A 20,527-nucleotide genomic window follows, 5' to 3' on the forward strand; every position below is an offset into this window, starting at 1 on the left:
ACCAGCGTACGGGCGCACGGGGCCGCTACGGTCGGGGCATGGCCGTCATCCACAACGCCGAACTCCGCCCGTCGAAGACCGACGCGATCGCCGCGTGGCTTCCGTCACAGCCGTGGAGCGGGGTCGACCCGGACGCGTCGGCCGGCTCGCTCGTGGCGCTGGGACGCTTCCGGTTCGACGACCCGGACGGTGAAGTGGGCGTGGAGACGTACCTGGTGCGGGTCGGGGACGGGCCCGTGCTGCACGTACCGCTCACCTACCGGCGCGCACCGCTGCCGGGCGCCGAGGCCTTCCTGGTGACCGAGATGCACCACTCGGTGCTCGGCCGTCGATGGGTCTACGACGCGGTGGGTGACCCGGTGTACGCGGACGTCCTCCGACGCGCGATCGCGACCGGTGGGCACGAGGCCGACCTGGAGGCAGCGCCGGGTGAGGGCGGTCCGGCCCCGGCGAAGGAGGGCACCGCGGTGGGCAGCGGGTCCGACGCGGACTCCCCCACCGTCTCGGCCGTGGACGTCGTGACCGTGGGGACGACCAGCACGGTGTCGACGGGACACGGCGACCTCGTGGTGCTGCGTGTGGTCGGGGCGGACACGACGGAGACGTCGCAGGCGTCCGACGGGGCCGTGCTCACGGCGACCTGGGCCGGTTCCGAGCCCACCGCCGTGGCCGTCCTGCGCGCCTGAGCCCGGACGGGCGCCGTGTGCCCAGCCGCCCGCGGCGGGTACCGGCAGGGCCTGTCTGGGGCATCGAGCAGCTGGCAGGATCGTCGGCGTGAAGACACTGGAGTTGCCACAGACGGACCTCACCGCATCCGACGTCGTCGTCGGCCTGATGCGGATCAACGACATGAGCGACGAGGAGATCCGCGCGTTGTACGCGGCCTCCCGCGACGCGGGCGTGACGATGTTCGACCACGCGGCCGTCTACGGCGGCTGGCACGGCTGCGAGGAGCGCTTCGGCGCCGCGGTCACGCTGTCCCCGGCCGAGCGCGCCGAGATCGTGCTGCAGACCAAGGTCGGCATCCGCCCGACGAGCACCGGCGCGTACTTCGACTTCTCGTACGAGCACATCATGTCCTCGGTCGAGGAGTCGCTCACCGCCCTGCACACCGACTTCATCGACGTCCTGCTGCTGCACCGCCCCGACGCCCTCGTGGAGCCGGAGGAGGTCGCCAAGGCCTTCGACGAACTGCACGCTGCCGGCAAGGTGCACCACTTCGGCGTCTCGAACCACACCCCCGGGCAGGTCGAGCTGCTGAAGAAGTCCGTGCAGCAGCCGCTCGCCTTCAACCAGGTCCAGCTGAGCATCACGCACGCGAACGTCATCACGCAGGGCCTCGTCGCGAACATGGGCGGCCTCGACCAGGCCGTCGACCGTGACAACGACATCCTGAACTACTCGCGCCTGAACGACGTGACCCTGCAGGCCTGGTCGCCGTTCCAGAAGGGCTTCTTCGACGGCGTCTTCCTCGGCGACCGCGAGCAGTACGCGGAGCTGAACGACGTGCTCGAGGAGCTGGCGACGGCCCACGGTGCCACCCCGACCGGGATCGCCGTCGCGTGGATCACCCGCCACCCCGCGCACTTCCAGGTCGTCCTCGGCACGACGAACCCGCAGCGCGTGCGCGACTCGGCCGCCGGGTCGGACATCGAGCTCAGCCGCGAGGAGTGGTACCGCGTGCTCACCGCCGCGGGGCACGTCGTTCCCTGAGTCGGTCCGCGTTCGGGACGTCGGGCAGGGCGGGGTGGACCAGGCCGGGAGGCTCGTGGAGACCTGCCAGGTCACGAGCCTCCCGGGGATGGCTGGCCGGGTGTCGGCGGGGCTGTGACCAGTGCTCGGCGAGCCCGGGGACGGTCAGCGCCCGGCGGCGTAGTGGCTCGACACCTGGGCCGCGGTGAGGACCGAACCGTAGACCGCGGCGAAGCGCATCGAGCCGGTGAAGTAGTAGTTCGACCCGGACCCGGGCCAGCCGGAGACCGTGTCGTACCCGATGCGCCAGTAGCCGTTGCCCGGCTCCGGCACGGTGTACTTGGCGTTCGAGGCGACGACCGCGCCGTCGACGTAGAGCGCCATCCCGGTCGCGGCGGACATGGTGGCGACGACGTGGTGCCAGCTGCCGTCGTTGTACGCCTTCGGTGACGTGACGACCTGCGTGCCGTTGTTGTACGTGCCGAACACGAGCTGGCCGCTGGTGTTGAGGTAGACCTGGCGGTCGTGCTGCCCGGACACCGACACCTGGCTGCCGCCGAACCCGATCAGGAGCCCACCCGCGACGGTCGTGCGGAACCAGACCTCTTCGCTGAAGGTCGTCGGGTTCTGCTGGAGTGCCGGCGTCGAGACGAAGTTCGACGACCCGTTGAGCAGCCACGACGTGCCGGGATCACGCGGGCACGCGATCGGGCTCGGCGTGCTGGCGGCCATCGGACCCTGGTAGGTGCCGTTGGCGGCCTTGCCGGAGAAGTCCGTGGCGACGGTGGAGCCCGTCGTCTCGGTGAACTTGTACGCGAAGAGCGCCTTCGCGGCGGCGGCGTCGAAGCCGACCTGGCCGGTGCAGGTGTTCGATGCGGCGGTGCCGGCGGAGTTGGCGCTGTTCGCGATCTGCGCGCTGAAGCCGGAGCGGGTGGGGGCGAACTGGTTGAGCAGGACGACGACCGCGAGGGCCATGACGAGCAGGAGGGCGACGACCTTGCCGTCGCGCAGGCGGTGCAGGTTCACGCGGCACGCACCGTCTCGACGCGGCCGACCATCAGGCAGCAGACCAGCGGGATCAGGCACAGTGCGATGAGGAGCACCCAGCCCATGGGGTCGAGGTCGATGTTCGACGTCAGTTGGTAGTGGCCGGTCTTCGTCAGCTCGTGGATCGTGACGCGGCCGACCTCGCCGTCGACGAGGTGCACGGTGTTGCCGCCGTGCGCGTCGACCCGGACCGGGAACATGCCCGAGGAGATGATCGTCGCCTCGACGTCGTGCGCGGAGGACGTGTTCGAGATCGTCGTGATGTTCACGAACGGCTTGAGGACGAACGCCGCGTAGGACACGGTGAGGGCCGACCCCGCGATGCGGAGCGACGACCGCGTGACCTTGTCGGTGAAGGGGCTGGTGAGGACCCAGATGAGCAGGGTCCCGATCATCAGCAGTGGAGCCGCGCGGAGCAGCCAGCCGAGGTGCGGCACCAGGGCGATCGGTGCGCCGACGATGTTCTCCTGCGTGAGCGTCCACGGGTCGGTGGCGCCGTTCACGTCGCCGCGGGTGTGGATGCCACCGTCGCGGTCGATCTCGATGATGCGGTGCGTGTACGTGACGCCCGGGTTCGCGCTGGTCTCGAACGAGACGACGTCGCCGACCGCGAGCGAGGAGACGGTGACCGGCAGGTCGAGGACCAGGGTGCCGACCGGGGCCGCCTGACCCATCGAGGGCGTCTCGACGACGAACCAGCGCCCACCGCTCCCGAGGAAGACCGCGGCAGCTGCGAGCAGGAGCCCGGCGATGACCGCGACGGTCCAGGCGGTCATCGACTCGGTCCGCGTCGCCGCGTGCCCGCCGAGCTGCGGACGGCTGAGCGTGCCGCTCAGCGGGATGGCCGTGGTCTGGCTCATGGTCTGCTGCCTCTCTGGTCGGGCCGGGTGCGGTGGCGGTGGACGGGGGCAGACGACGTCCCGGTCGCGGTCAGCGAGCGGGACGTCGTCCGGTGGGGGTGGATCAGGCGGTGAAGGTCCAGGTCATCGGCACCGAAGCGGCGAGGCCCTGGTAGGTGTTGCCGGCGCTGGAGTCCAGCGAGACGGCGAAGTTGAACGGGGTGGACGCACCGGCTGCGGGGGCGGCGGGCATCGTGAAGGCGGACGCAGCGGCGCCCTTGAAGGAGGCGAGCGTGCCGGAGAAGACCGTGGTGGAACCCGAGGTGATGACGAGGTTCATCTTGGCGCACAGGTCGGTCGCGGTGCCGTTCGCCGTGCCGTTGGCCGACTGGGTGCAGGTGGCGCCCGGGGTCAGCGTGAAGGTGCTCGCGGCGGCGGTGCCGGTGTTCTTGATCGAGATCGCCGTGTTGGACGACGTTGCCCGGGGTCATCGTGGTGCTGCCGCCGAACTTGTTGATCGTGGAGCAGGACGCGGAGTTGGTGGAGACCGAACCGGCGTCGGTGCTGAGGCAGGTGACCGTCGCGCCGGCGTTCTGCTCCTGCATGATCAGGGTGCCGGTGGCGGCGGTGTTGCTCGTGTTGGTGATGCTCGCCGCGAACCCGGAGAGGGTGCCGGTGAGGGAGAGGGAGAGCAGGACGGCTGCGAAGATGCCCGCGGTGAGCGCGACGGGCGCAAAGCGGAGGCGCTTCAACGGGGAGACGCGGAGCGGGTTCGACACGGGGTACCTCGATGTTCGGGATTCTGGGAGAGCCACCGCGGGGTGCGATTGCTTAATCATCAAGATAGTCAACCGTTCACACACCCGCTACCCCGCGCCCGTCCCCAGAGCAGGGGGCACCGCAATGGGGACGCCACCGCTGCGCCACCGTTCTTGCACAGCGCCGTGTAGTGTCCGGCGACGAGACATCGAGGGGGAGACGGACATGGAGCCCGGACGACTGGACGGCGACGGCAGCGAGCTCATCGCTGCGTTCGACGCGGTCGTGCGCGCGAACGCGAGCGTCGTCACGCAGGTGAGCGCCCGCGCCGGCATCCACGAGAGCGCCCTCCGCGCCCTCACCCTGATCAGCGACACCGGGTACTCGACCCCGACCGAGGTCGCCGGCTACCTCGGGCTGACCTCGGGTGCGGTGACGAACATGGTCGACCGGCTCTCCGCGGCCGGCTTCGTCGAACGCCAGCGCAACCCGAACGACCGCCGGGGCTCGCACCTCGTGCTCAGTGCCGCGGGCACCGCCCTGGTCGCCGAGGTCCGGCAGCGCTACGCGGACGTGCTCCGGACGGTCGACGGCGCCGGGTCCGAGGACCTGCTCCACGCGCTCAGCGACATCGCGAACGGCCTGCTGCAGCAGGCGGCCGCCATCTCCGCCGCGAAGGACACCGACGGCGCCTGACCGCTACTCCCCGTCGGCCTCCGGCAGCGCGGACGAGGACGGGACGGACGCCGGCGACGGTGACCCCATCGGTGCGAGGAACAACGCCGGGGCCGCGGGGTCAGCAGCCGCACGGCTGACCACCTCGACCTCGATGTCGAGCCCGTGTGCCGGGTCCTCGTCGAGTTCGAGACCGTCCTCGGTCACCTGGTCCTCGGGGATGGCGCGGCCCTTGGACGGATCGAACGCACTGCTCATCGACATGCGACGAGCATGCCCGCCGCCGATGAGCGGAGCCTAGGAGTCGAGCTCGCTGTCCTCCGACAGCTCCTCGGAGAGGTCCGACGCGTCCATCCGGTCACCGGGCTGCGGCCGGCGGAACACGGGGCCACCGCCGGCTTCGTCCTCGTCGTGGAGGCGCTCCGCGGACGCGTCCGCCTCCTCCGACGTCGAGACGGTCCCGGACTCCGCAGCACTCCGTCCCTCCTCGACCTCGAGCTCGGAGGCATCCGAGCCGTCCACGGGGACGTCACTGCCCTGCTGTTCCGGATCGAACGGTGCGCTCATCGACATGGGGTGAGCATGCTCCGGCAGGGTGAACGACAGGTCAACGCTGTCCGTCGGACGCGATGAGCTCGAGCTGCGTGAGCTCGACGTCCGTGACCGCCGTGAACCGGAAGACCGACCCGCCACCACGGAGACGGAACACCCGCGTCTGCCCGGCCCAGTCGAAGACGGCATCCGTCACGACGACCGAGCCAGCGGCAGGACCCGGATCCGCGCCCGGGTCCCCCAGCGCGACCTCCCACGAGTACGTCCCGGCAGCGGCGACGGTCACCGTGTACAGCGCCGCGGACCCGACGGACACCGGCACCTCCACGACGTCGCCGGTGGCGAGCGCCGTCACGGTGCGCCCGGTGTCGTCCGTCAGCGGCGAGGCCCCGACGGGCAGGACGTCGACCGGGGTGTCCCGGTACCCGTGCACCTCGGACGCCGAGACGGGCCGCGTGTCCGACGCCCACCCGGTCGGCGACGACGACAGCGACACGACGATCCGCGACGCCCCGACCACCACCGCGTGCGGGATGCTCACGGTCGTCCAGGGCTCCCCGTCCACGGTCACCGAGGCGACGAACCGACCGACGCCGGCGGTCTCGATGACGGTGGGCGAGCCTCCGACCGGTCGCAGCACCGCCCGCCGGACCGACGGCGGCACGATCACGTACGACCCGCTCGCCGGTGCCAGTGGGTACAGCCCGACCGTCGCGAAGACGTACCAGGCACTCATCTCGCCGTTGTCCTCGTCGCCCGGGTACCCCTGGCCGAGGTCCGAGCCGACGAACAGCCGGTCCACTGCCTGCCGGACGACGCGGTGCGCGTCGTCGTGGCGGCCGGTGAACATCGGGAAGAAGGGGATGTGGTGCGCGGGCTGGTTCGACAGCCCGAGCATGCCCATGCGGACGTCGCGGGCCTCGGTCATCTCGTGGATGGCGAAGCCGTAGTGCCCGGCACGGTCGGTCGAACCGGTCTCCTGGGTCGCGAAGAAGCGGTCGACGGCGGCGTCGAAGCGCTCCGGACCGCCGTGCAGGTCGACGATCCCGGCGCCGTCGTGCGGGGCGGTGAACATCGTGCCCCAGGCGTTCGTCTCGGTGTAGTCGCCACCCCACTGGTCAGGGTCGTAGCCCTCGCCCTCGCGCCACTGCCCGTCCGGACGCCGGCCGATGAAGAACCCGCGGCGGCGGTCGAAGACGTTCCGGTACTGCAGGGACCGCCGGGCGAACCACTCGGCCTCGGCGCGGTACCGCTCCTCGTCGGCGGCGTCGGTGGCGCGCTCCGCCAGCGCGGTGGCGAGCACCGCGATGCTCCAGTCGTTGATCGCGGCGTCCAGGGTCCAGGACATCCCCTCGGCGGTGTCGGTGTCGACGTGGCCGCGGAAGGCGCCCGGGAGGCTCCCCTTGCGTCCCACACGCTCGTCACGCGGCGGGACGGTCGCGTTCTTCACCGCGCTCCGGTGGGCCTGCTCCACGTCGAAGCCGTCGACGCCCTTCGCGACCAGGTCGCCGAAGACGGTGTCGCTCGTGGTGCCGGTCATGCAGTCCTCGGCGCCGGGGGCACTCCAGCGCGGGGTCCAGCCGCCGTCGTGGAAGTGCTCGACGAACCCCTGCGCGAGGTCGGCCGCGGTGTCGGGGGTGAGCAGCCCGAGCAGCGGCCAGGCCGTGCGGTAGGTGTCCCAGAACCCGTTCGTGGTCGTCATCGCGGTGTCGACGACCTCGGGGCCCGGCTCGTCCCGGATCGGCTCCGCGAGCACGGCACCGTACGGGGAGCGATGCCGTGGGCTGCCTGTGAGCGCGGTCTCGCCGGCACGGTTCGGGTAGAGGAACAGCCGGTACAGGCCCGAGTAGAGCGAGGTCAGCTGGTCGTCGGTGGCGCCCTCGACCTCGAGCGTCGCGAGCTCGGCCTCCCACGCGGCCTCGGCCCGGGCGCGCATCGTGTCGAACGGGCCGGCGGCGTCGAGGTTCGCGCGGGCGTCCTCGGGCGAGACGGTCGAGATGCCGAGCAGCACGTCGGTGTCCCCGGCGACGGTGAACCACCCCGCCAGCACGCCGTCCGTGACCGCGGTGTGGTCCTCCGTCACGCCGGGGACCCGCACGTGCACGAAGTGCGAGGGGGTGCCGGGGCGGTCGTCGAGGTGTGCGTCGACGACCCCGGTGCCGTCGGCCTCGACCCGGACGGTGCAGTCGAGCAGCCGGCCGTGGTGGTCGAGCACGATGCTCCGCACCCCGGTGAAGCGGAAGCCGAGGGCGAACTCCCCCGGGGTCATCTCCGCGGTCACGCCGTGCTCGAGCGCCACGCGGTAGCGGTGCGGGCCGTCGAGCTCGTCGTCGTGGTCGAAGGCCAGGGCCCGGGCGGTGCGGTCGACCTCGGGCTGTGCCAGCGGGGAGGGCATCACCTGGAACACCCCGCGGTCCCCCATCCACGGCGACGGGATGTGGCTCGTGGCGAAGGCCTGGATCGCGGGGCGGTTGTCGCTCGCGCGGTTGTGCTCCTGGTACGCGTACGGCCACCGGTTGCTGGCGGCGTCGGTCATCGGCAGGCCGAAGACCCCGCCGTGCGGCAGCCCGACGAGCGGGGCGTTGTTGCCGCGGGAGAACCGGGACGACGCCTGCGTGCCGCGGGTGGTGCGGACGTGGTCCAGCGGACGGGTGGGCGCGGGTCGACGTGGCGCCTCGATCCGGACGTCGTCGAGCCAGCCGCGGAGAGCGGGCGAGGCTGCGTGGATGCGCGCGTCCGTGTCCGCAGCGGGCGTGCCGCAGCCGAGCCGGGCCTCCAGGCGGTCGACGACGCGCCCCGTGACGGAGGCGAGGTCGACCTCGCGCCGGTTCCACTGGTCCACCCACTGCTTGCGGGCAGCGTCCTGCGCGGCCGGGGTCAGGCCGTCGCCGTACTGGTCGTGGGCGTCGTCGGACAGCCGGGAGCCGTCGGTGAAGACGACGTCGAGGGTGAAGGCGGTCGCGTCCCAGAAGTGGGCGAGGTCGACCTCGGTGGGCTCGTCCTGGCCGTCGGGCAGGGTGCGCTCGGGGAACCAGACCCAGGACAGGCGGTCCCCGGACCGGATCGTCCGTCCGGCGAACCCGGGGACGAGGGCGTCGACCGTGTCCGAGCCCGCTGGTCGCTCGACGAGGAGCCCCTCGAGCGACGTGAAGCCGACATGGTCCCTGGCTGCGACGGCCGTCGTCGGGCCACCGCTCCGTTGCAGTTCTCGCACGTCCCCAGCCTATTTGCTCCACAGGATGGACGAAACCGCCGGCCGCGTTCCCCGGTCAGGCACGCGCTCGCGGTCAGGCGCTCGCGATGCGGGCCAGCCAGTCGTGCAGCAGCCCACGCTCCGCCGGGGACAGTGCGGCGAGGGCGTCGTCGTCGGCCGCGAGCCGCACGGCCGCAGCACGCGCGTCACCGGCCACGGCGGCACCGGAGGCCTGGGCCACCTCTCTGTCGTCCGTCAGGATCGCCGACGCCAGCGCGTCCCACGCCGCATCGGTGAGCGCCGGATCACGCTCGTCCACCGGGGTGCCGAGCAGCGCCAGGACCAGGCCGACGCCGATCGCGTGCACGAGCGACACCGCACGGGCTTCCGGCACGCGGAGCCGCCCGGCGAGGGCAACGCGGTGGATCCGCTCGCGCAGGACGGCGATGCCGCGGTCCTCGGCGTCGGAGCGGGGGCGCAACGGGTCGGAGAGCAGGGCGGTCAGGCCGGGGTTCGCCAGGCCGAACGTGACGTGGGCGTCGAACGAGTCGCGGAGGTGCTCGACGGGGTCGACGTCGTCGGGCACCGTCTTGCTGGCGACGTAGGCGGCGAAGACCTGGTCCGCGACGGCCTCGAGCAGGCCGTCCTTGTCGCCGAACTGCCGGTAGATCGTCGGCGCCTGCACCCCGGCCGCGGCGGCGACGGCCCGGGTCGTGACGGCCTGGGGCCCGCCGGAGGCCAGCAGCTCGGACGCGACGTCGACGATCCGCGCCCGGACGGCGTCGCGCTCGGGCGTGACGATGCTCATGGACCAACGATAACGGGTCCTTGTTACCGGTGCTTTATCGATGCTACGGTTCTGGTGTTTCCACTGATAACACGAAAGGCGTCACCATGATCATCGTCACCGGCGCGACCGGGGCACTCGGCTCCGCCACCGTCCACGAACTCCTGCGCCACCTGCCGCCGTCCGAGGTCGGGGTGAGCGTCCGCGACACCGCGAAGGCCCAGGACCTCGCCGGGCTCGGCGTGCGGGTGCGGCAGGGCGACTTCGCCGACCCGGACTCCCTGGCCCACGCCTTCGCGGACGCCGACCGGGTGCTCGTCGTGTCCGGCTCGACCCTCGGGCCCGAGGGTGTCGCCCTGCACGCGGCCGCGGCTCGGGCAGCCCGGGACGCCGGCGCCGAGCGGGTGTTCTACACGGCGCACCAGGACACGCGGGCGGACTCCCCCGTGCCGTTCGCCGTCGACCACGCCGCGACCGAGGCAGCGCTCGCCGAGCTCGGGACGCCGTGGACCTCGCTGCGGAACGGCTTCTACGCCCACACCCTCGGGTGGCTCATCGCCGGGGCCGTCGAGCGCGGCGAGCTGCTCCTGCCCGAGGACGGCCCGGTCTCGTGGACCGCCCGCGAGGACCTGGCCGCCGGCGACGCCGTCCTGCTCGCGCAGGGTCCGATGATCGACGGCCCCACCCCTGCCCTCACCGCGACCGCGGCCGTCACGTTCGACGACGTCGCCCGGGTCCTGTCCGAGGTCACCGGCACGACCGTGCGGCGCACCGTCGTCGACGACGACGAGTGGCTCGCCGAGCAGATCGCCCACGGCACGCCGGAACCCGCCGCACGCCTGCTGCTCGGGATGTTCCACGGCGCCAGGGCCCGGGAGTTCGACGAGGTCGACCCGCTGCTCGGCCAGCTGCTCGGTCGGGAGCCGCTCACCGTCCGCGCTGCGATCGAGGCCGCGCTCGCCCGCTGAGCGTCAGCCCTTGTTGTGGCCCGGCGCGTTCTCCGAGTTGCCGGGCCCGGTCTTCGCCGGAGCGACCACCGACGTGTCGGTCGTGTCGGTCGTGCCGGTGGAGGTGCCGTTCGACGTGCCGGCGGCTCCGGTGTCGGCCGCCGGTGTCTGCACCGGCAGCGTCGGCTGCACCGTCGGCTGCGGACCCGTCGTCGGCTCGGCCGGCTGGGACGGCTCGGCGGGCTCCGACGGCTGCTGCTCGGCGGGTTCGGAGGGCTGCTGCTCGGCCGGTTCGGACGGCTGCTGCTCCGCGGGCTCGGACGGCTGCTCGGCGGGCTGGGACGCGTCCTCCGACGGGTCCTGCTGCGGCTGCTCCGGCGTGGAGGACGACGACTCGGTCGGTGCGGGGGTCCCGCCGCCGTTCGCGAACGCCAGGGCCCCGATGATCCCGGCGAGCACCAGCACGCCGAGGACCACGAGCGTGATCACCAGTCCGCGACGGCTCTTCCGCTCCGGCTCCTCCGGTCGGGGTGCCGGTCGCGCCGGCGCCGCGGGCACACCGCCGCCGGCGCCACCACCGCCACGCTGGGCGCCGAGGACGGTGGTCGACACGTCGTCCTGGTCGGAGGCTCGTCCCGCCGGCAGCAGGCGCGTCGCGTCGTCCGCGCCACCGTTCCCGTTCACGGGCATCGCGCGGGTGGCCTGGTCGTCCCAGGCCTGCGTCGGAGTGTCCATCGCGGCCGTGGCCGCTGCCGCCCCGGCGGCCGCAGCCGCCGCGGTGACGGTACCGGGGCCTCCCGGCAGGAGCTGCGTGGCGGGCTCGACGTCGGCGCGGCCGAGTGCGCGCAGGCGTTCGGCCGCCTCGGCGGCGGTCGGGCGCTCGGCGGGGTCGGTCGCCGTCATGACGTGCAGCAGCGTGCGCCAGGCGGTGGGCAGGTGCGGGTCGATCTCCGGCGAGCGCATCAGCCGCGCGGTGGCGGACTCGATCGCGCTGCCGGGGAACGGTCGGGTGCCGGTGAGGGCCTCGAGCAGCACCAGGCCGAGGGCGTAGACGTCGGACTTGCCGCTGATGGCCTGGGCGGTGACCTGCTCCGGTGCGAGGTAGGCGGCGGTGCCCATCACGGCGCCCGTGCCGGTGACCCGGGCGGCGTCGCGGAGCAGGGCGATGCCGAAGTCGGCGAGCTTGACGTGGGAGCCGTCGGACTCGAGCAGGACGTTGGCGGGCTTGACGTCGCGGTGGACGATGCCCTGCGCGTGCACGGCGGCGAGGCCGTCGGCGATCTGCGCCCCGACACGCGCGGTGGTGGCGCGGTCGAGGGGCCCTTCGCCGAGTCGGGTGGCGAGGTCGCTGCCGGGGACGAGCTCCATCACGAGGTAGGAGTCCCCGTCGGCGTCGTCGAGGGCGGCGTCGTAGAGCGTCACGAGGGACGGGCTGCGCAGGCCCGCGAGGACCTGGATCTCCGCCTCGGCACGGGCACGCTCACCGTGGTCGACGGAGCCCATCCGGAAGACCTTGACCGCGACCTCGCGCCCGAGCTGCTCGTCGACCGCGCGGTACACCGAGGCCATCCCCCCGTGCCCGAGGGTGCCTGTGACTCGGTACCTGCCGCCGAAGACCCGTTCTGCCATGCCCGGAAACCTACCGGCAGCACCTGACCACGACGACGTGCGCGGAGTGCTAGCCCTCGTGTCGGGCGACGGGCACGCGGTCGCCGTGGCGGTCGCGGGCGAGGGCTGTCAGGTAGAGCCGGTGCGCCGTGACGACGAGCGCGAGCCAGGCGATCCCGAGCGCCCACGCGGCCAGCACGTCCGTCAACCAGTGGTGCCCGAGGAACACGCGGGAGACCCCGACGGACAGCACGAAGAGCGTCCCCGCGACGATCGTCGTCACTCGTGCCACCCGGCGGGACTGCCGCAGGATGAGCAGGTAGACGATCGACCCGACGATGACCGTGGCGTTCAGCGTGTGCCCCGAGGGGAACGAGGGCGAGTGCTCGTACGGCGGCACGGCGTCGGCACGGGGCGGACGGGCCCGGCCGATGAGGTCCTTGCCGGCGATGGTCATGAGGAGCGATCCCCCGCTCGCGGCGACGAGCAGCACGACGGGCGTCCACCGGCGCCGCTGGATCGTGAACCCGACCAGGAAGGCGATCGCCACGATGGGCATCCCGATCGTCCCCGCGACGTTCGTCCACCACGTCACGGCGGTGTCGAGGCCGGGCGTCCGCACCGACATCATCCAGTCGAGCACCGGGCGGTCGAGCACGGCGACGTCGTCGGCCTCGCGCACGGCGTCGTAGACCTCGGATGCGAGCAGGGTGGCCAGCGCGGCGATCGCGATGCCGATGAGGAGCGTGACGACGAGCACGGGCAGGGCGCCGAAGCGGTGCCCGAGTCGCACGGACGCCTCGGCCGACGCCCGACCGGCCGGGGTGCGCCACGTGGTGAGGTCGACGTCCCCGAGTGTCCGGTCGGCCTGCTCCGGGTGCCCGGGTTCACGTGCTCGTTGCTCGCTGTCCATCTGCCCAGCGTGCCCGCCCCCACCCGAGAGCCCCGCGCGCCGTCCCGCCCGGTGTCCCGCACGATGTCTCGCAGGGTGACGGGCGGAGGGCGGTTCTCGGATCTGCCGCTGACGGATCCGGTTCTCGGACCCCGAGGATCGCGAACCAGATCCGTCATCGCCGCGAACGAGAACGCCCGTCGGCCTGCGCCCACGACGGCGCGCGTCAGTCCTTCGCGCTGCCGTAGTCGTCGACGACGGAGACCGACAGGGGGAACGTGATCGGGAAGGTGCCGAACAGGATCCGACCGGCGTCGACCGCCGCCGCCGCGACCTGCTCGGCCACCCAGGCGGCATCGGCTGCGGGCGCGTGCACCACGATCTCGTCGTGCACGAAGAACACCAGGTGGGCGCCGTCGCGCACGGGCCCCTGCCACCGGGCAGCGAGCCGCGTCCGCAGGGACGCCATCCACGACAGTGCCCACTCGGCCGCCGTGCCCTGGACGACGAAGTTCCGCGTGAAGCGCCCCCAGCTGCGCGCGCGGGACTCCACGGCGCGCTGCATCGCCGGCGTGCCCTCGACGCTCCACGCGCGGTTCCTGGCCTCGAACCACGAGGCCTCGGGCACCGGGGACGTCCGCCCGAGCCGCGTCGTGACGGGCTCACCGCGCTCCCCCGCCCGCGCTGCCTGCTCGACGAGGTCCAGCGCCCGGGGGAACGCCCGCGCCAACCGCGGCACGAGTCGGCCGCCCTCGCCCTGGGTGGCGCCGTACATCGCGCCGAGCATCGCGCCCTTGGCCTGCTGCCGGGTCTCGACCGCCCCCGAGGCCACGACACCGTCGTAGAGGTCGCGCCCGTCGCCCGCCGAGGCCATCGCGAGGTCACCCGCCATCGCGGCGAGCACCCGCGGCTCGAGCTGTGCGGCGTCGGCCACCACGAGCTTCCACCCCTCGTCGGCGACCACCGCGGCCCGGACGGCCTTGGGCAGCTGCATCGCCCCGCCGCCGTTCGCGGCCCACCGCCCGGTGACGACGCCGCCGACGGCGTACTCCGGGTGGAAGCGGCCGTCCTGCACCCACTCGTCGAGCCAGGACCAGCCGTTGGCGGTGAGCAGCCGGTACAGGCGCTTGTACTCGAGCAGCGGTTCGATCGCCGGGTGCTCGAGCTGCTGGAGCTCCCACTTCCGGGTGCTCTCGACGACGAGTCCCGCCCGGCGCAGGGACCGCAGCACCTCGGCGGGCGAGTCCGGGTTGAGCGCGGGGTCGTCGAGCCGAGCGCGGAGGACGTCGGCGATCTCCTCGAGCCGTCGCGGCCGGACCCCGTACGGCACCCGTGGACCGAGGGTGTCCTCGAGCAGCCGTTCGTGCACGTCGACCCGCCAGGGCAGCCCGCCGAAGCGCATCTCCGCCGCGACGAGGGAGCCGGCGGACTCGGCCGCGAGCAGCAGCCGGAGCGCCCCGGGGTCGGTCGCCCCGGCCACGGCGGCGAGCTGCGCCTGGAGCTCGGCGACCGGGTCGGCGGCGTCGTCGGGGCGCCCGCTGCCGAACAGCGCGTCGTCGAAGAGCTGCGTCTGGGCCGGCCGCGCGGGGCGCTCGAGCGGAGCGGCCTGGTCCCACGGCCCGTCGGGGGCCTGCTGCAGGGCGGACCCGCGCGCGGCGAGCGCCGACCGCAGGATCCGGTGGCCGAGCCGCAGGTCGACGCACCGGGCGACGCGACCGCCTGCCGCGAGCACGGCCGGGTACCACCGGGCGGTGTCGTCCCACACCCAGCGGAGCCCGGTCGCCTCGTGCTGCGCGACGAAGGCCGGGAGGCTCGACTCCTCGATCCGGGTCGGCTCGCCCTGCGGGGTCCCCGAGTCGGTCAGGGGCGTCGCGAGGACGCCGCCGTCGACGCGACTGAGGACGAGGTGCACGCACCGATCATGCCGTGCCCCACCGTCGTCAGCGTCCGGGGTGCTCCGCGGCGTGGCCGTCGGGGTCGCCCGGGCGGACGGCAGCGCTGTCCGCGACGTCGATGCGCACGGTGCCGTCGTCGAGCTTGTCGACCTCGACCCGTGGGGCCTCGTCGTGGGCGTCCGACCCGGACATCCGGCGCAGGGTGTCGTGGCGCCGCTCGTCGAAGGTCATGTCGACGCCGTCGTCGAGGTGGTCGCGGTCCGGTTCGCTCATGCCGAGGACGGTACCCCGACGGGCGCTGTGCCGGTGCGTTCCGTCCAGTGCCCGCCGGCCGCCCACCGCTCGTGCACCGCGGTCTGCACGCGGCCGCGCGGCACGGTGGTGCGGGCGACGTCGAGGTCGGTGCCGAAGACGAACTTGGCGGCGCTGTCGTCGCCCTCCTCCTCGTCGTGCGGCTCGGGCGGGAGCAGGGCGAAGCGCTCGGCGAACCGGACCAGGTTGGCCTCGGGACCGAGCGCGGCCGCGAGCCCGGGGTCGAGGGTCCAGGACCGGCAGCTCCACACCGTCGCCTCGTGCTCGGGCGCCAGCCGACGGAGCACCTCCGGCGCGGCGGCGAACGACCGCGAGCAGGCCTCCGGGTCGAGCGGGCCGGTCTCGGGGACGTGGACGCCCCATGCGGCTGTCCCGTCGGGCAGGTGGGTCCCGACCTCGAACTGGAGGCGCCCCACGGCCACCACGCGTCCGGTCACGATCCCGCAGAACCAGCCCATCCCGGTGCCGAGGATCCCGTACCGGTCACGTTTCCGCGGCACGTCCGCGATGCTCGCGTCCGCCTGCGCCGCCGACAGACCGTGGGCGACGAGCCACGCGCGGGTCGTCGGCAGGACCGCGAGGACGGCGGCGAACGCGCGCTCGTCCCGCTCGGACGCCGGGACGTGCGCGACGCTCGCGGCGAGCGCCCGCGCGGTGTCGTCGGGGTCCTGGTCGGAACCGACGGCGGCCGCGAGGAGCGCGACGGAGGCGGGGAGGGCCTCCAGGCTGGTCGTGTCCGCCACCGGTCGCTCCCCTACTTCAGACCGGACGAGGCGAGCCCGTCGATCACGCGACGCTGGAGCACGATGAACATGATCAGCACCGGGGCCATGGCCATCAGGCTCGCGGCCATCAGCACCGGGTAGTTGACGGTCCGGTCGCTCGACAGCGTCGCGAGCCCGGCGGCCAGCGGCATCGACTCGGCGCGGGTCGAGACCACGAGGGGCCAGAGCAGTTCGTTCCAGGACCAGAGCACGGTGGTGATCGCGAGCACGCTCATCGACGGCCGTGCCAGGGGCAGCATGATCCGCCAGAACGTCTGGAACGGGTTCGCGCCGTCCATGCGGGCGGCCTCCTCGAGCTCGGCCGGCATGTTCAGGAACGCCGTCCGCATCAGGAAGGTGCCGAACGCGCTGAACAGGCCAGGCGCGACGATGCCGGCGAGGGTGTCGAGCCAGCCGAGGCCCTGCACGATCTGGTACTGCGAGATCAGGTACACCTGCGACGGCACGAGCAGGATCGACAGCACGATCCCGAGGATGAGACCGCGGCCCTTGAACCGCATGCGCGCGAAGGCGTACCCGGCGAAGGTGCAGAGGATGATCTGCGCGACGGTGCGGATCAGCGTGACCCAGACGGACGTCGCGAGCTGGCTCAGGAACGGCAGCCGCTCGAACACCTGCGCGAAGTTCTGCCACTGCAGCTGCCCCGGCCAGAACACCGGCGTCGGTGAGGTCACCTGCGCGTTGGTCGACAGCGCCATGATGATCTGCCAGATGAACGGGAACGCCATGACGAACCCGCCGACGCCGAGCACGACGTGGATCCACCAGTGGCTGCCCTGCCGCCGACGCGGGCGGGACCGGGTGCTGGTCCGGGTGCGGCTGGAGGCCTTCGTGGCGACGGCGGCCTTGGGACCGCGAGCTTCGATGATGCCGGTCATGACTGGACCCACTTCTTCTGGACGCGGAACTGGATGACCGTGATGATGCCGATCAGCAGGAAGATGACCATCGCGATCGCTGCCGCGAAGCCCTTGTCACCGTCGACGAACCCGGAGTTGTAGAAGTAGAAGACGAGGGACATCGTCTTCGGGATCACCGGGTTCAAGGGGCCGAGGATCGCGTAGAGCAGGTCGAACAGCTGGAAGCTCGAGATCGTCGTGACGATGAGCACGAAGAAGATGCTCGGGCTGAGGAGCGGCACCGTGACCGAGCGGAACTGGCGCCAGCGGCTGGCACCGTCGAGCTCGGCCGCCTCGTACAGCTCCGGCGGGATGTCCTTCAGGCCGGCGCCGAGGATGATCATCGAGAAGCCGAGCGAGGACCACAGTCCCACCAGGGAGACGGCGACGAGCGCGAAGCCCGGGGTGGAGATCCAGTACGGGCCGTCGATGCCGAACACCCGGAGGAACGAGTTCACGATGCCGAAGTCGCCGTTGAACATGATGCGCCACACCAGGGCGATCGCGGCCGGCATCGCCACGTAGGGCAGGAAGAACAGCACGCGGTAGAACTGTGCGAACCGCAGGCCGGGGGTGTTCAGCAGGCTCGCGAGCCACACCGCGATCGGGATGCCGAGCAGGACGATCGCCGTGTAGATGATCGTGTTGAGCAGCGACTGGTAGAGCTGCGGGTCGGAGACCAGGCGGACGTAGTTCGCGATGCCGGTGAAGCTCGACCCGCCGAACACCCCCCAGCTGGTGAACGAGTAGTAGAACGTCTGGATGATCGGCCAGATGAAGAACGTGCCGACGCCGATGAGCAGCGGCAGGACGAACAGCCACGGCCAGAAGCCGTCGGTGCGCGGGGCGCCGGCGCGGCGGGCCCCGGGGGTCGTCGGGGGCGGGGACGCCTGCGCGGCGTCACGGTGCTGGGTGGTGGTCGTCATCGGGTCGCTCCTCGGCCAGGGCGGTCGGATCGGGTGCTGCTGGTGGATCGGGGGAGGTGGGACGCGGGACGGTCGACCGGCCGGGGATCAGGCCCGACCGGTCGACCGGCTCCGTCACTCCTTGGCGAGTGCTGCGTCCATCTTTGTGGCCAGTTCCTTCGCGACCTGGTCGACCGGCTTCGACCCGTCGAAGGCGCTCGGGAGCAGGTTCGTCTCGAGGGTGTTCCACGCGGCGGTGTTCTTCGACACCGGCAGCGGCTTGGCGTACTTCACCGCGTCCAGGAAGACCTGCAGGTCGGCGTCCGGCATGGTCTTCGTGAAGGCGTCCTGCGTCCCGGTGTAGGCGGGGATGATCGCGCCCATGTCGCCCTGCTGCTGCTGGGCGGGCTTCGACGCCATGTAGGCCTGCAGCGCCTGCGCGGCGCCCTTGTTCTTCGAGGCCTCGGCCACGACGTTCGAGACGCCGTGGATGACCGTGGCCTGCTCCTTGCCCTTGGGCAGCGGGTAGGCGACGACGTCCTTCTCGATGTCGGTGCCGATCAGCGCGGAGCGGAACCAGCTGCCGCCCTGGTACATGGCGACCTTGCCGGAGGTGAACCACTGGTCGGCCGTGGTGTCGGTCAGCTGCTGCATCGTGGGCGACGCACCGGACTTGATGAGGTCGGTCCAGTAGGCCAGCCCGGCCTCGGCGGCCTTCGAGTCGTACTCCGACTTCTTGCCGTCGACGACGGACCCACCGGCCTGGAAGATCGTGTCGTAGTACGTGGTCTGGCCGTCCATGCCCGCGGCGGCACCGTAGGCGCCCTGGCTCTTCAGCTTCGCGGAGAGCTCGGCGCCGGTCTTCTGGAAGTCGTCCCAGGTCCAGTCCTTGGACGGCATCGGGACGCCGGCCTGCTCGAACAGCGACTTGTTCATCCACACGCCGATGGTGTCGAAGTCCTTCGGGACGCCGTACTGCTTGCCGTCGAGCGTGTAGAGCTTGTTGAGCGCCGAGGAGTAGTTCTTCGGGTCGATCGCGCCCGACTTGACCTCGTCGGTGATCGGGGCGAGCTTGCCGTTGCCTGCGTACAGCTGGAAGTTCGGGCCGTTCATCCAGAACAGGTCGGGCAGCGTGTTGCTGGAGCCCTGCGTCTGCAGCTTCGTGAAGTAGCTGGCGTACGGGGTGACGTCGACGTTGACCTTGATGTCGGGGTACTTCTCATTGAAGCCCTTGATGTTGGCCTTGATCGCCTTCACCTGGTTCTGGTCCCAGACGGCGTACGTCAGGTTCGCCTTGGTGTCCTTCGCGACCTCGCCGGAACCGCCGGCGCTGCCGGAGGACGAGGTGCTGCAGCCGGCGAGCAGCGCGACGGCGCTGACGGCAGCGGCGAGACCGAGCAGTGCGCGGCGTCGGCCGCGGCCCGGACGGGCGGTGGGAGCGGTCATCGGGTGGTCCTTTCGGGAACGGAGGTGGTCGCGAAGTGCCGGAGGGTCGCCTCGGGCAGCGGTGGGACGTCGATGGGCTCGGACCCGTTGCGGAGCGACCGGGTGGCGAGGGCGCCGGTGGCGACCGCTGCACGTGCCGCGAGGGGCGACAGGCTGGTCGGTTCACCGAAGGCGACGGAGCGCAGGAACTCGGTCATCGTGAGCAGGTCGGCGTCGCTGTGGCCGTCCTCGACGCCGTCGATCGGGTACTCGACGTCACCCTGGACGTCCCAGTTCCGTCGGTGGTTCCAGACCTTGACCACGCCGCCGCCGGTGTCACCGATGTTCTCGAGGCGCCCGTGGGTGCCGATCACCGTGTAGTTCCGCCAGTAGTCCGGCGTGAAGTGGCACTGCTCGTAGCTGGCCTGCACGCCGTTGTCGAGCGTCATCATCACCATCGAGACGTCCTCGACGTCGACGACGGGGTTGAGCCCGGTCTGCTCGGCCGGCGGCCAGTTGTCGAACGAGAACCAGTCGGTCATCAGCTCGTCGCTGCGGTCCCGGCGGTCGGTCACGTCGCCGTAGACCGACAGCGAGCCCATGCCCACGACGCGGGTCGTGTACGCGCCGGCGAGGGCGTGGATCACGTCGAGGTCGTGGCTGGCCTTCTGCAGGAGCAGCGAGTTGACCTTGGTGCGGTCGGCGTGCCAGTCCTTGAAGTAGTAGTCGCCGCCGTTGCCGACGAAGTGGCGGACCCAGACGGCCTTGACCTCGCCGATCTCGCCGCGCTCGATGACCTGGCGCATCAGGCGCACCACGGCGGCGTGCCGGAAGTTGTGCCCGACGTAGAGCGGGGTGCCGGTCTCGGCGGCCGTGTTGAGCACCGCGTCGGCGTCCTCGACCGTGATGGCGAGGGGCTTCTCGAGGTAGACGGCGATGCCCGCGCGCAGCAGGTCGGTCGCGATCTCGGCGTGGGTCCAGTCCGGCGTGGTGACGATCGCGGCGTCGACCAGCCCGGCCAGCGCGCGGTGGTCCTCGAGGACCTGCGCGTCGGGGTACTCGGTCTGTCCGCGCTCCCGCCCGGCGGGGGTGACGTCCACGACGGCCGTGACCCGGGCCTCCAGGTCGGTGGCGGACGCGACGGCGTCGGCGACGTGACGGGCGATGTACGACCGCTGACCCATCCCGATCACCGCGACGCGGAGGGCTTCGTTCGTGTTGACGGTCATCTCGCTCCCTTGCGTGATTGTGACGGCAATGATGCCAAATCGATCATGGATGCACAATATGCGATCACAGATCGCTCACGGAAGCG

The 20,527-nt window shown here is 72.0% G+C and carries 20 protein-coding genes; 4 read left to right on the top strand and 16 right to left on the bottom strand.

Going from position 1 to position 20,527, the window contains the following annotated elements; all coding sequences use genetic code 11:
- Nucleotides 1-38 precede the first annotated feature (38 nt).
- Nucleotides 39-686, top strand: a complete 648-nt coding sequence (locus OVA28_RS03190) for a CG0192-related protein (RefSeq protein WP_268095722.1) — start codon at nt 39-41, stop codon at nt 684-686.
- 88 nt (nt 687-774) lie between these two features.
- The gene (locus tag OVA28_RS03195) at nt 775-1,713 is read left to right on the top strand and encodes an aldo/keto reductase (protein ID WP_268095723.1); all 939 of its coding nucleotides are present in this window, start codon (nt 775-777) and stop codon (nt 1,711-1,713) included.
- Between the two features lie 144 nt (nt 1,714-1,857).
- Here the strand turns inward: OVA28_RS03195 and OVA28_RS03200 are convergent, their stop codons facing one another.
- The 3 genes from OVA28_RS03200 to OVA28_RS03210 form a co-directional block, all read right to left on the bottom strand.
- Nucleotides 1,858-2,718 carry a LamG domain-containing protein gene (locus OVA28_RS03200; RefSeq protein ID WP_268095724.1) on the bottom strand — a complete coding sequence of 287 codons (861 nt, stop codon included), beginning with the start codon at nt 2,716-2,718 and terminating at the stop codon, nt 1,858-1,860.
- On the bottom strand, nt 2,715-3,599 hold the full coding sequence (locus tag OVA28_RS03205) for a S26 family signal peptidase (RefSeq protein ID WP_194659438.1): 885 nt from the start codon (nt 3,597-3,599) through the stop codon (nt 2,715-2,717). Before OVA28_RS03205 ends, OVA28_RS03200 begins: the two co-directional genes overlap by 4 nt.
- A 103-nt stretch (nt 3,600-3,702) precedes the next feature.
- Complete coding sequence (locus OVA28_RS03210) at nt 3,703-3,918, bottom strand: hypothetical protein (protein WP_268095725.1); 216 nt, start codon at nt 3,916-3,918, stop codon at nt 3,703-3,705.
- A 644-nt stretch (nt 3,919-4,562) separates the two neighbouring features.
- Here OVA28_RS03210 and OVA28_RS03215 point away from each other — a divergent pair.
- Nucleotides 4,563-5,033: a MarR family winged helix-turn-helix transcriptional regulator gene (locus OVA28_RS03215; RefSeq protein ID WP_194659440.1), complete on the top strand. Its 471-nt coding sequence runs from the start codon at nt 4,563-4,565 to the stop codon at nt 5,031-5,033.
- A 3-nt stretch (nt 5,034-5,036) separates the two neighbouring features.
- Here the strand turns inward: OVA28_RS03215 and OVA28_RS03220 are convergent, their stop codons facing one another.
- The 4 genes from OVA28_RS03220 to OVA28_RS03235 all read right to left on the bottom strand — a co-directional run bounded on the left by OVA28_RS03220 (nt 5,037) and on the right by OVA28_RS03235 (nt 9,565).
- Nucleotides 5,037-5,276, bottom strand: a complete 240-nt coding sequence (locus tag OVA28_RS03220; protein WP_194659441.1) for a hypothetical protein — start codon at nt 5,274-5,276, stop codon at nt 5,037-5,039.
- 33 nt (nt 5,277-5,309) lie between these two features.
- The gene (locus tag OVA28_RS03225) at nt 5,310-5,585 is read right to left on the bottom strand and encodes a hypothetical protein (protein WP_268095726.1); all 276 of its coding nucleotides are present in this window, start codon (nt 5,583-5,585) and stop codon (nt 5,310-5,312) included.
- 34 nt (nt 5,586-5,619) lie between these two features.
- Complete coding sequence (locus OVA28_RS03230) at nt 5,620-8,778, bottom strand: GH92 family glycosyl hydrolase (protein ID WP_268095727.1); 3,159 nt, start codon at nt 8,776-8,778, stop codon at nt 5,620-5,622.
- Nucleotides 8,779-8,851: 73 nt separating this feature from the next.
- The gene (locus OVA28_RS03235; protein ID WP_268095728.1) at nt 8,852-9,565 is read right to left on the bottom strand and encodes a TetR/AcrR family transcriptional regulator; all 714 of its coding nucleotides are present in this window, start codon (nt 9,563-9,565) and stop codon (nt 8,852-8,854) included.
- 86 nt (nt 9,566-9,651) lie between these two features.
- On the opposite strand from OVA28_RS03235, the gene OVA28_RS03240 reads away from it, so the two are divergent.
- Nucleotides 9,652-10,512 (top strand): NmrA family NAD(P)-binding protein, encoded by an 861-nt coding sequence (locus tag OVA28_RS03240; RefSeq protein WP_268095729.1) that lies wholly within the window; start codon nt 9,652-9,654, stop codon nt 10,510-10,512.
- A gap of 3 nt (nt 10,513-10,515) precedes the next feature.
- Here the strand turns inward: OVA28_RS03240 and OVA28_RS03245 are convergent, their stop codons facing one another.
- The 9 genes from OVA28_RS03245 to OVA28_RS03285 form a co-directional block, all read right to left on the bottom strand.
- On the bottom strand, nt 10,516-12,120 hold the full coding sequence (locus OVA28_RS03245; protein ID WP_268095730.1) for a serine/threonine-protein kinase: 1,605 nt from the start codon (nt 12,118-12,120) through the stop codon (nt 10,516-10,518).
- A gap of 49 nt (nt 12,121-12,169) precedes the next feature.
- Complete coding sequence (locus tag OVA28_RS03250; RefSeq protein WP_194659446.1) at nt 12,170-13,012, bottom strand: phosphatase PAP2 family protein; 843 nt, start codon at nt 13,010-13,012, stop codon at nt 12,170-12,172.
- Nucleotides 13,013-13,217: 205 nt separating this feature from the next.
- Nucleotides 13,218-14,903, bottom strand: a complete 1,686-nt coding sequence (locus tag OVA28_RS03255; RefSeq protein WP_268095731.1) for a bifunctional 3'-5' exonuclease/DNA polymerase — start codon at nt 14,901-14,903, stop codon at nt 13,218-13,220.
- Nucleotides 14,904-14,931: 28 nt separating this feature from the next.
- Complete coding sequence (locus tag OVA28_RS03260) at nt 14,932-15,159, bottom strand: hypothetical protein (protein ID WP_268095733.1); 228 nt, start codon at nt 15,157-15,159, stop codon at nt 14,932-14,934.
- Nucleotides 15,156-15,941 (bottom strand): hypothetical protein, encoded by a 786-nt coding sequence (locus OVA28_RS03265; RefSeq protein ID WP_268095734.1) that lies wholly within the window; start codon nt 15,939-15,941, stop codon nt 15,156-15,158. Before OVA28_RS03265 ends, OVA28_RS03260 begins: the two co-directional genes overlap by 4 nt.
- Before the next feature lie 11 nt (nt 15,942-15,952).
- Nucleotides 15,953-16,861: a carbohydrate ABC transporter permease gene (locus tag OVA28_RS03270; protein ID WP_194659450.1), complete on the bottom strand. Its 909-nt coding sequence runs from the start codon at nt 16,859-16,861 to the stop codon at nt 15,953-15,955.
- Nucleotides 16,858-17,808, bottom strand: coding sequence for a carbohydrate ABC transporter permease (locus tag OVA28_RS03275; RefSeq protein WP_194659451.1), 951 nt, complete (start codon nt 17,806-17,808; stop codon nt 16,858-16,860). Before OVA28_RS03275 ends, OVA28_RS03270 begins: the two co-directional genes overlap by 4 nt.
- A 114-nt stretch (nt 17,809-17,922) precedes the next feature.
- Nucleotides 17,923-19,233 (bottom strand): ABC transporter substrate-binding protein, encoded by a 1,311-nt coding sequence (locus OVA28_RS03280; RefSeq protein ID WP_268095735.1) that lies wholly within the window; start codon nt 19,231-19,233, stop codon nt 17,923-17,925.
- Nucleotides 19,230-20,441, bottom strand: a complete 1,212-nt coding sequence (locus OVA28_RS03285) for a Gfo/Idh/MocA family protein (protein WP_268095736.1) — start codon at nt 20,439-20,441, stop codon at nt 19,230-19,232. Before OVA28_RS03285 ends, OVA28_RS03280 begins: the two co-directional genes overlap by 4 nt.
- Nucleotides 20,442-20,527: the final 86 nt, after the last annotated feature.

It is taken from the genome of Curtobacterium sp. SL109, assembly GCF_026672405.1.
Lineage (GTDB): Bacteria > Actinomycetota > Actinomycetes > Actinomycetales > Microbacteriaceae > Curtobacterium.

Coding starts and splice junctions, on each gene's coding strand:
- OVA28_RS03190 (WP_268095722.1), top strand. CDS start 39: ATGGCCGTCATCCACAACGCCGAACTCCGCCCGTCGAAGACCGACGCG.
- OVA28_RS03205 (WP_194659438.1), bottom strand. CDS start 3,599: ATGAGCCAGACCACGGCCATCCCGCTGAGCGGCACGCTCAGCCGTCCG.
- OVA28_RS03210 (WP_268095725.1), bottom strand. CDS start 3,918: ATGAACCTCGTCATCACCTCGGGTTCCACCACGGTCTTCTCCGGCACG.
- OVA28_RS03215 (WP_194659440.1), top strand. CDS start 4,563: ATGGAGCCCGGACGACTGGACGGCGACGGCAGCGAGCTCATCGCTGCG.
- OVA28_RS03220 (WP_194659441.1), bottom strand. CDS start 5,276: ATGTCGATGAGCAGTGCGTTCGATCCGTCCAAGGGCCGCGCCATCCCC.
- OVA28_RS03225 (WP_268095726.1), bottom strand. CDS start 5,585: ATGTCGATGAGCGCACCGTTCGATCCGGAACAGCAGGGCAGTGACGTC.
- OVA28_RS03235 (WP_268095728.1), bottom strand. CDS start 9,565: ATGAGCATCGTCACGCCCGAGCGCGACGCCGTCCGGGCGCGGATCGTC.
- OVA28_RS03240 (WP_268095729.1), top strand. CDS start 9,652: ATGATCATCGTCACCGGCGCGACCGGGGCACTCGGCTCCGCCACCGTC.
- OVA28_RS03245 (WP_268095730.1), bottom strand. CDS start 12,120: ATGGCAGAACGGGTCTTCGGCGGCAGGTACCGAGTCACAGGCACCCTC.
- OVA28_RS03250 (WP_194659446.1), bottom strand. CDS start 13,012: ATGGACAGCGAGCAACGAGCACGTGAACCCGGGCACCCGGAGCAGGCC.
- OVA28_RS03260 (WP_268095733.1), bottom strand. CDS start 15,159: ATGAGCGAACCGGACCGCGACCACCTCGACGACGGCGTCGACATGACC.
- OVA28_RS03270 (WP_194659450.1), bottom strand. CDS start 16,861: ATGACCGGCATCATCGAAGCTCGCGGTCCCAAGGCCGCCGTCGCCACG.
- OVA28_RS03275 (WP_194659451.1), bottom strand. CDS start 17,808: ATGACGACCACCACCCAGCACCGTGACGCCGCGCAGGCGTCCCCGCCC.
- OVA28_RS03280 (WP_268095735.1), bottom strand. CDS start 19,233: ATGACCGCTCCCACCGCCCGTCCGGGCCGCGGCCGACGCCGCGCACTG.
- OVA28_RS03285 (WP_268095736.1), bottom strand. CDS start 20,441: ATGACCGTCAACACGAACGAAGCCCTCCGCGTCGCGGTGATCGGGATG.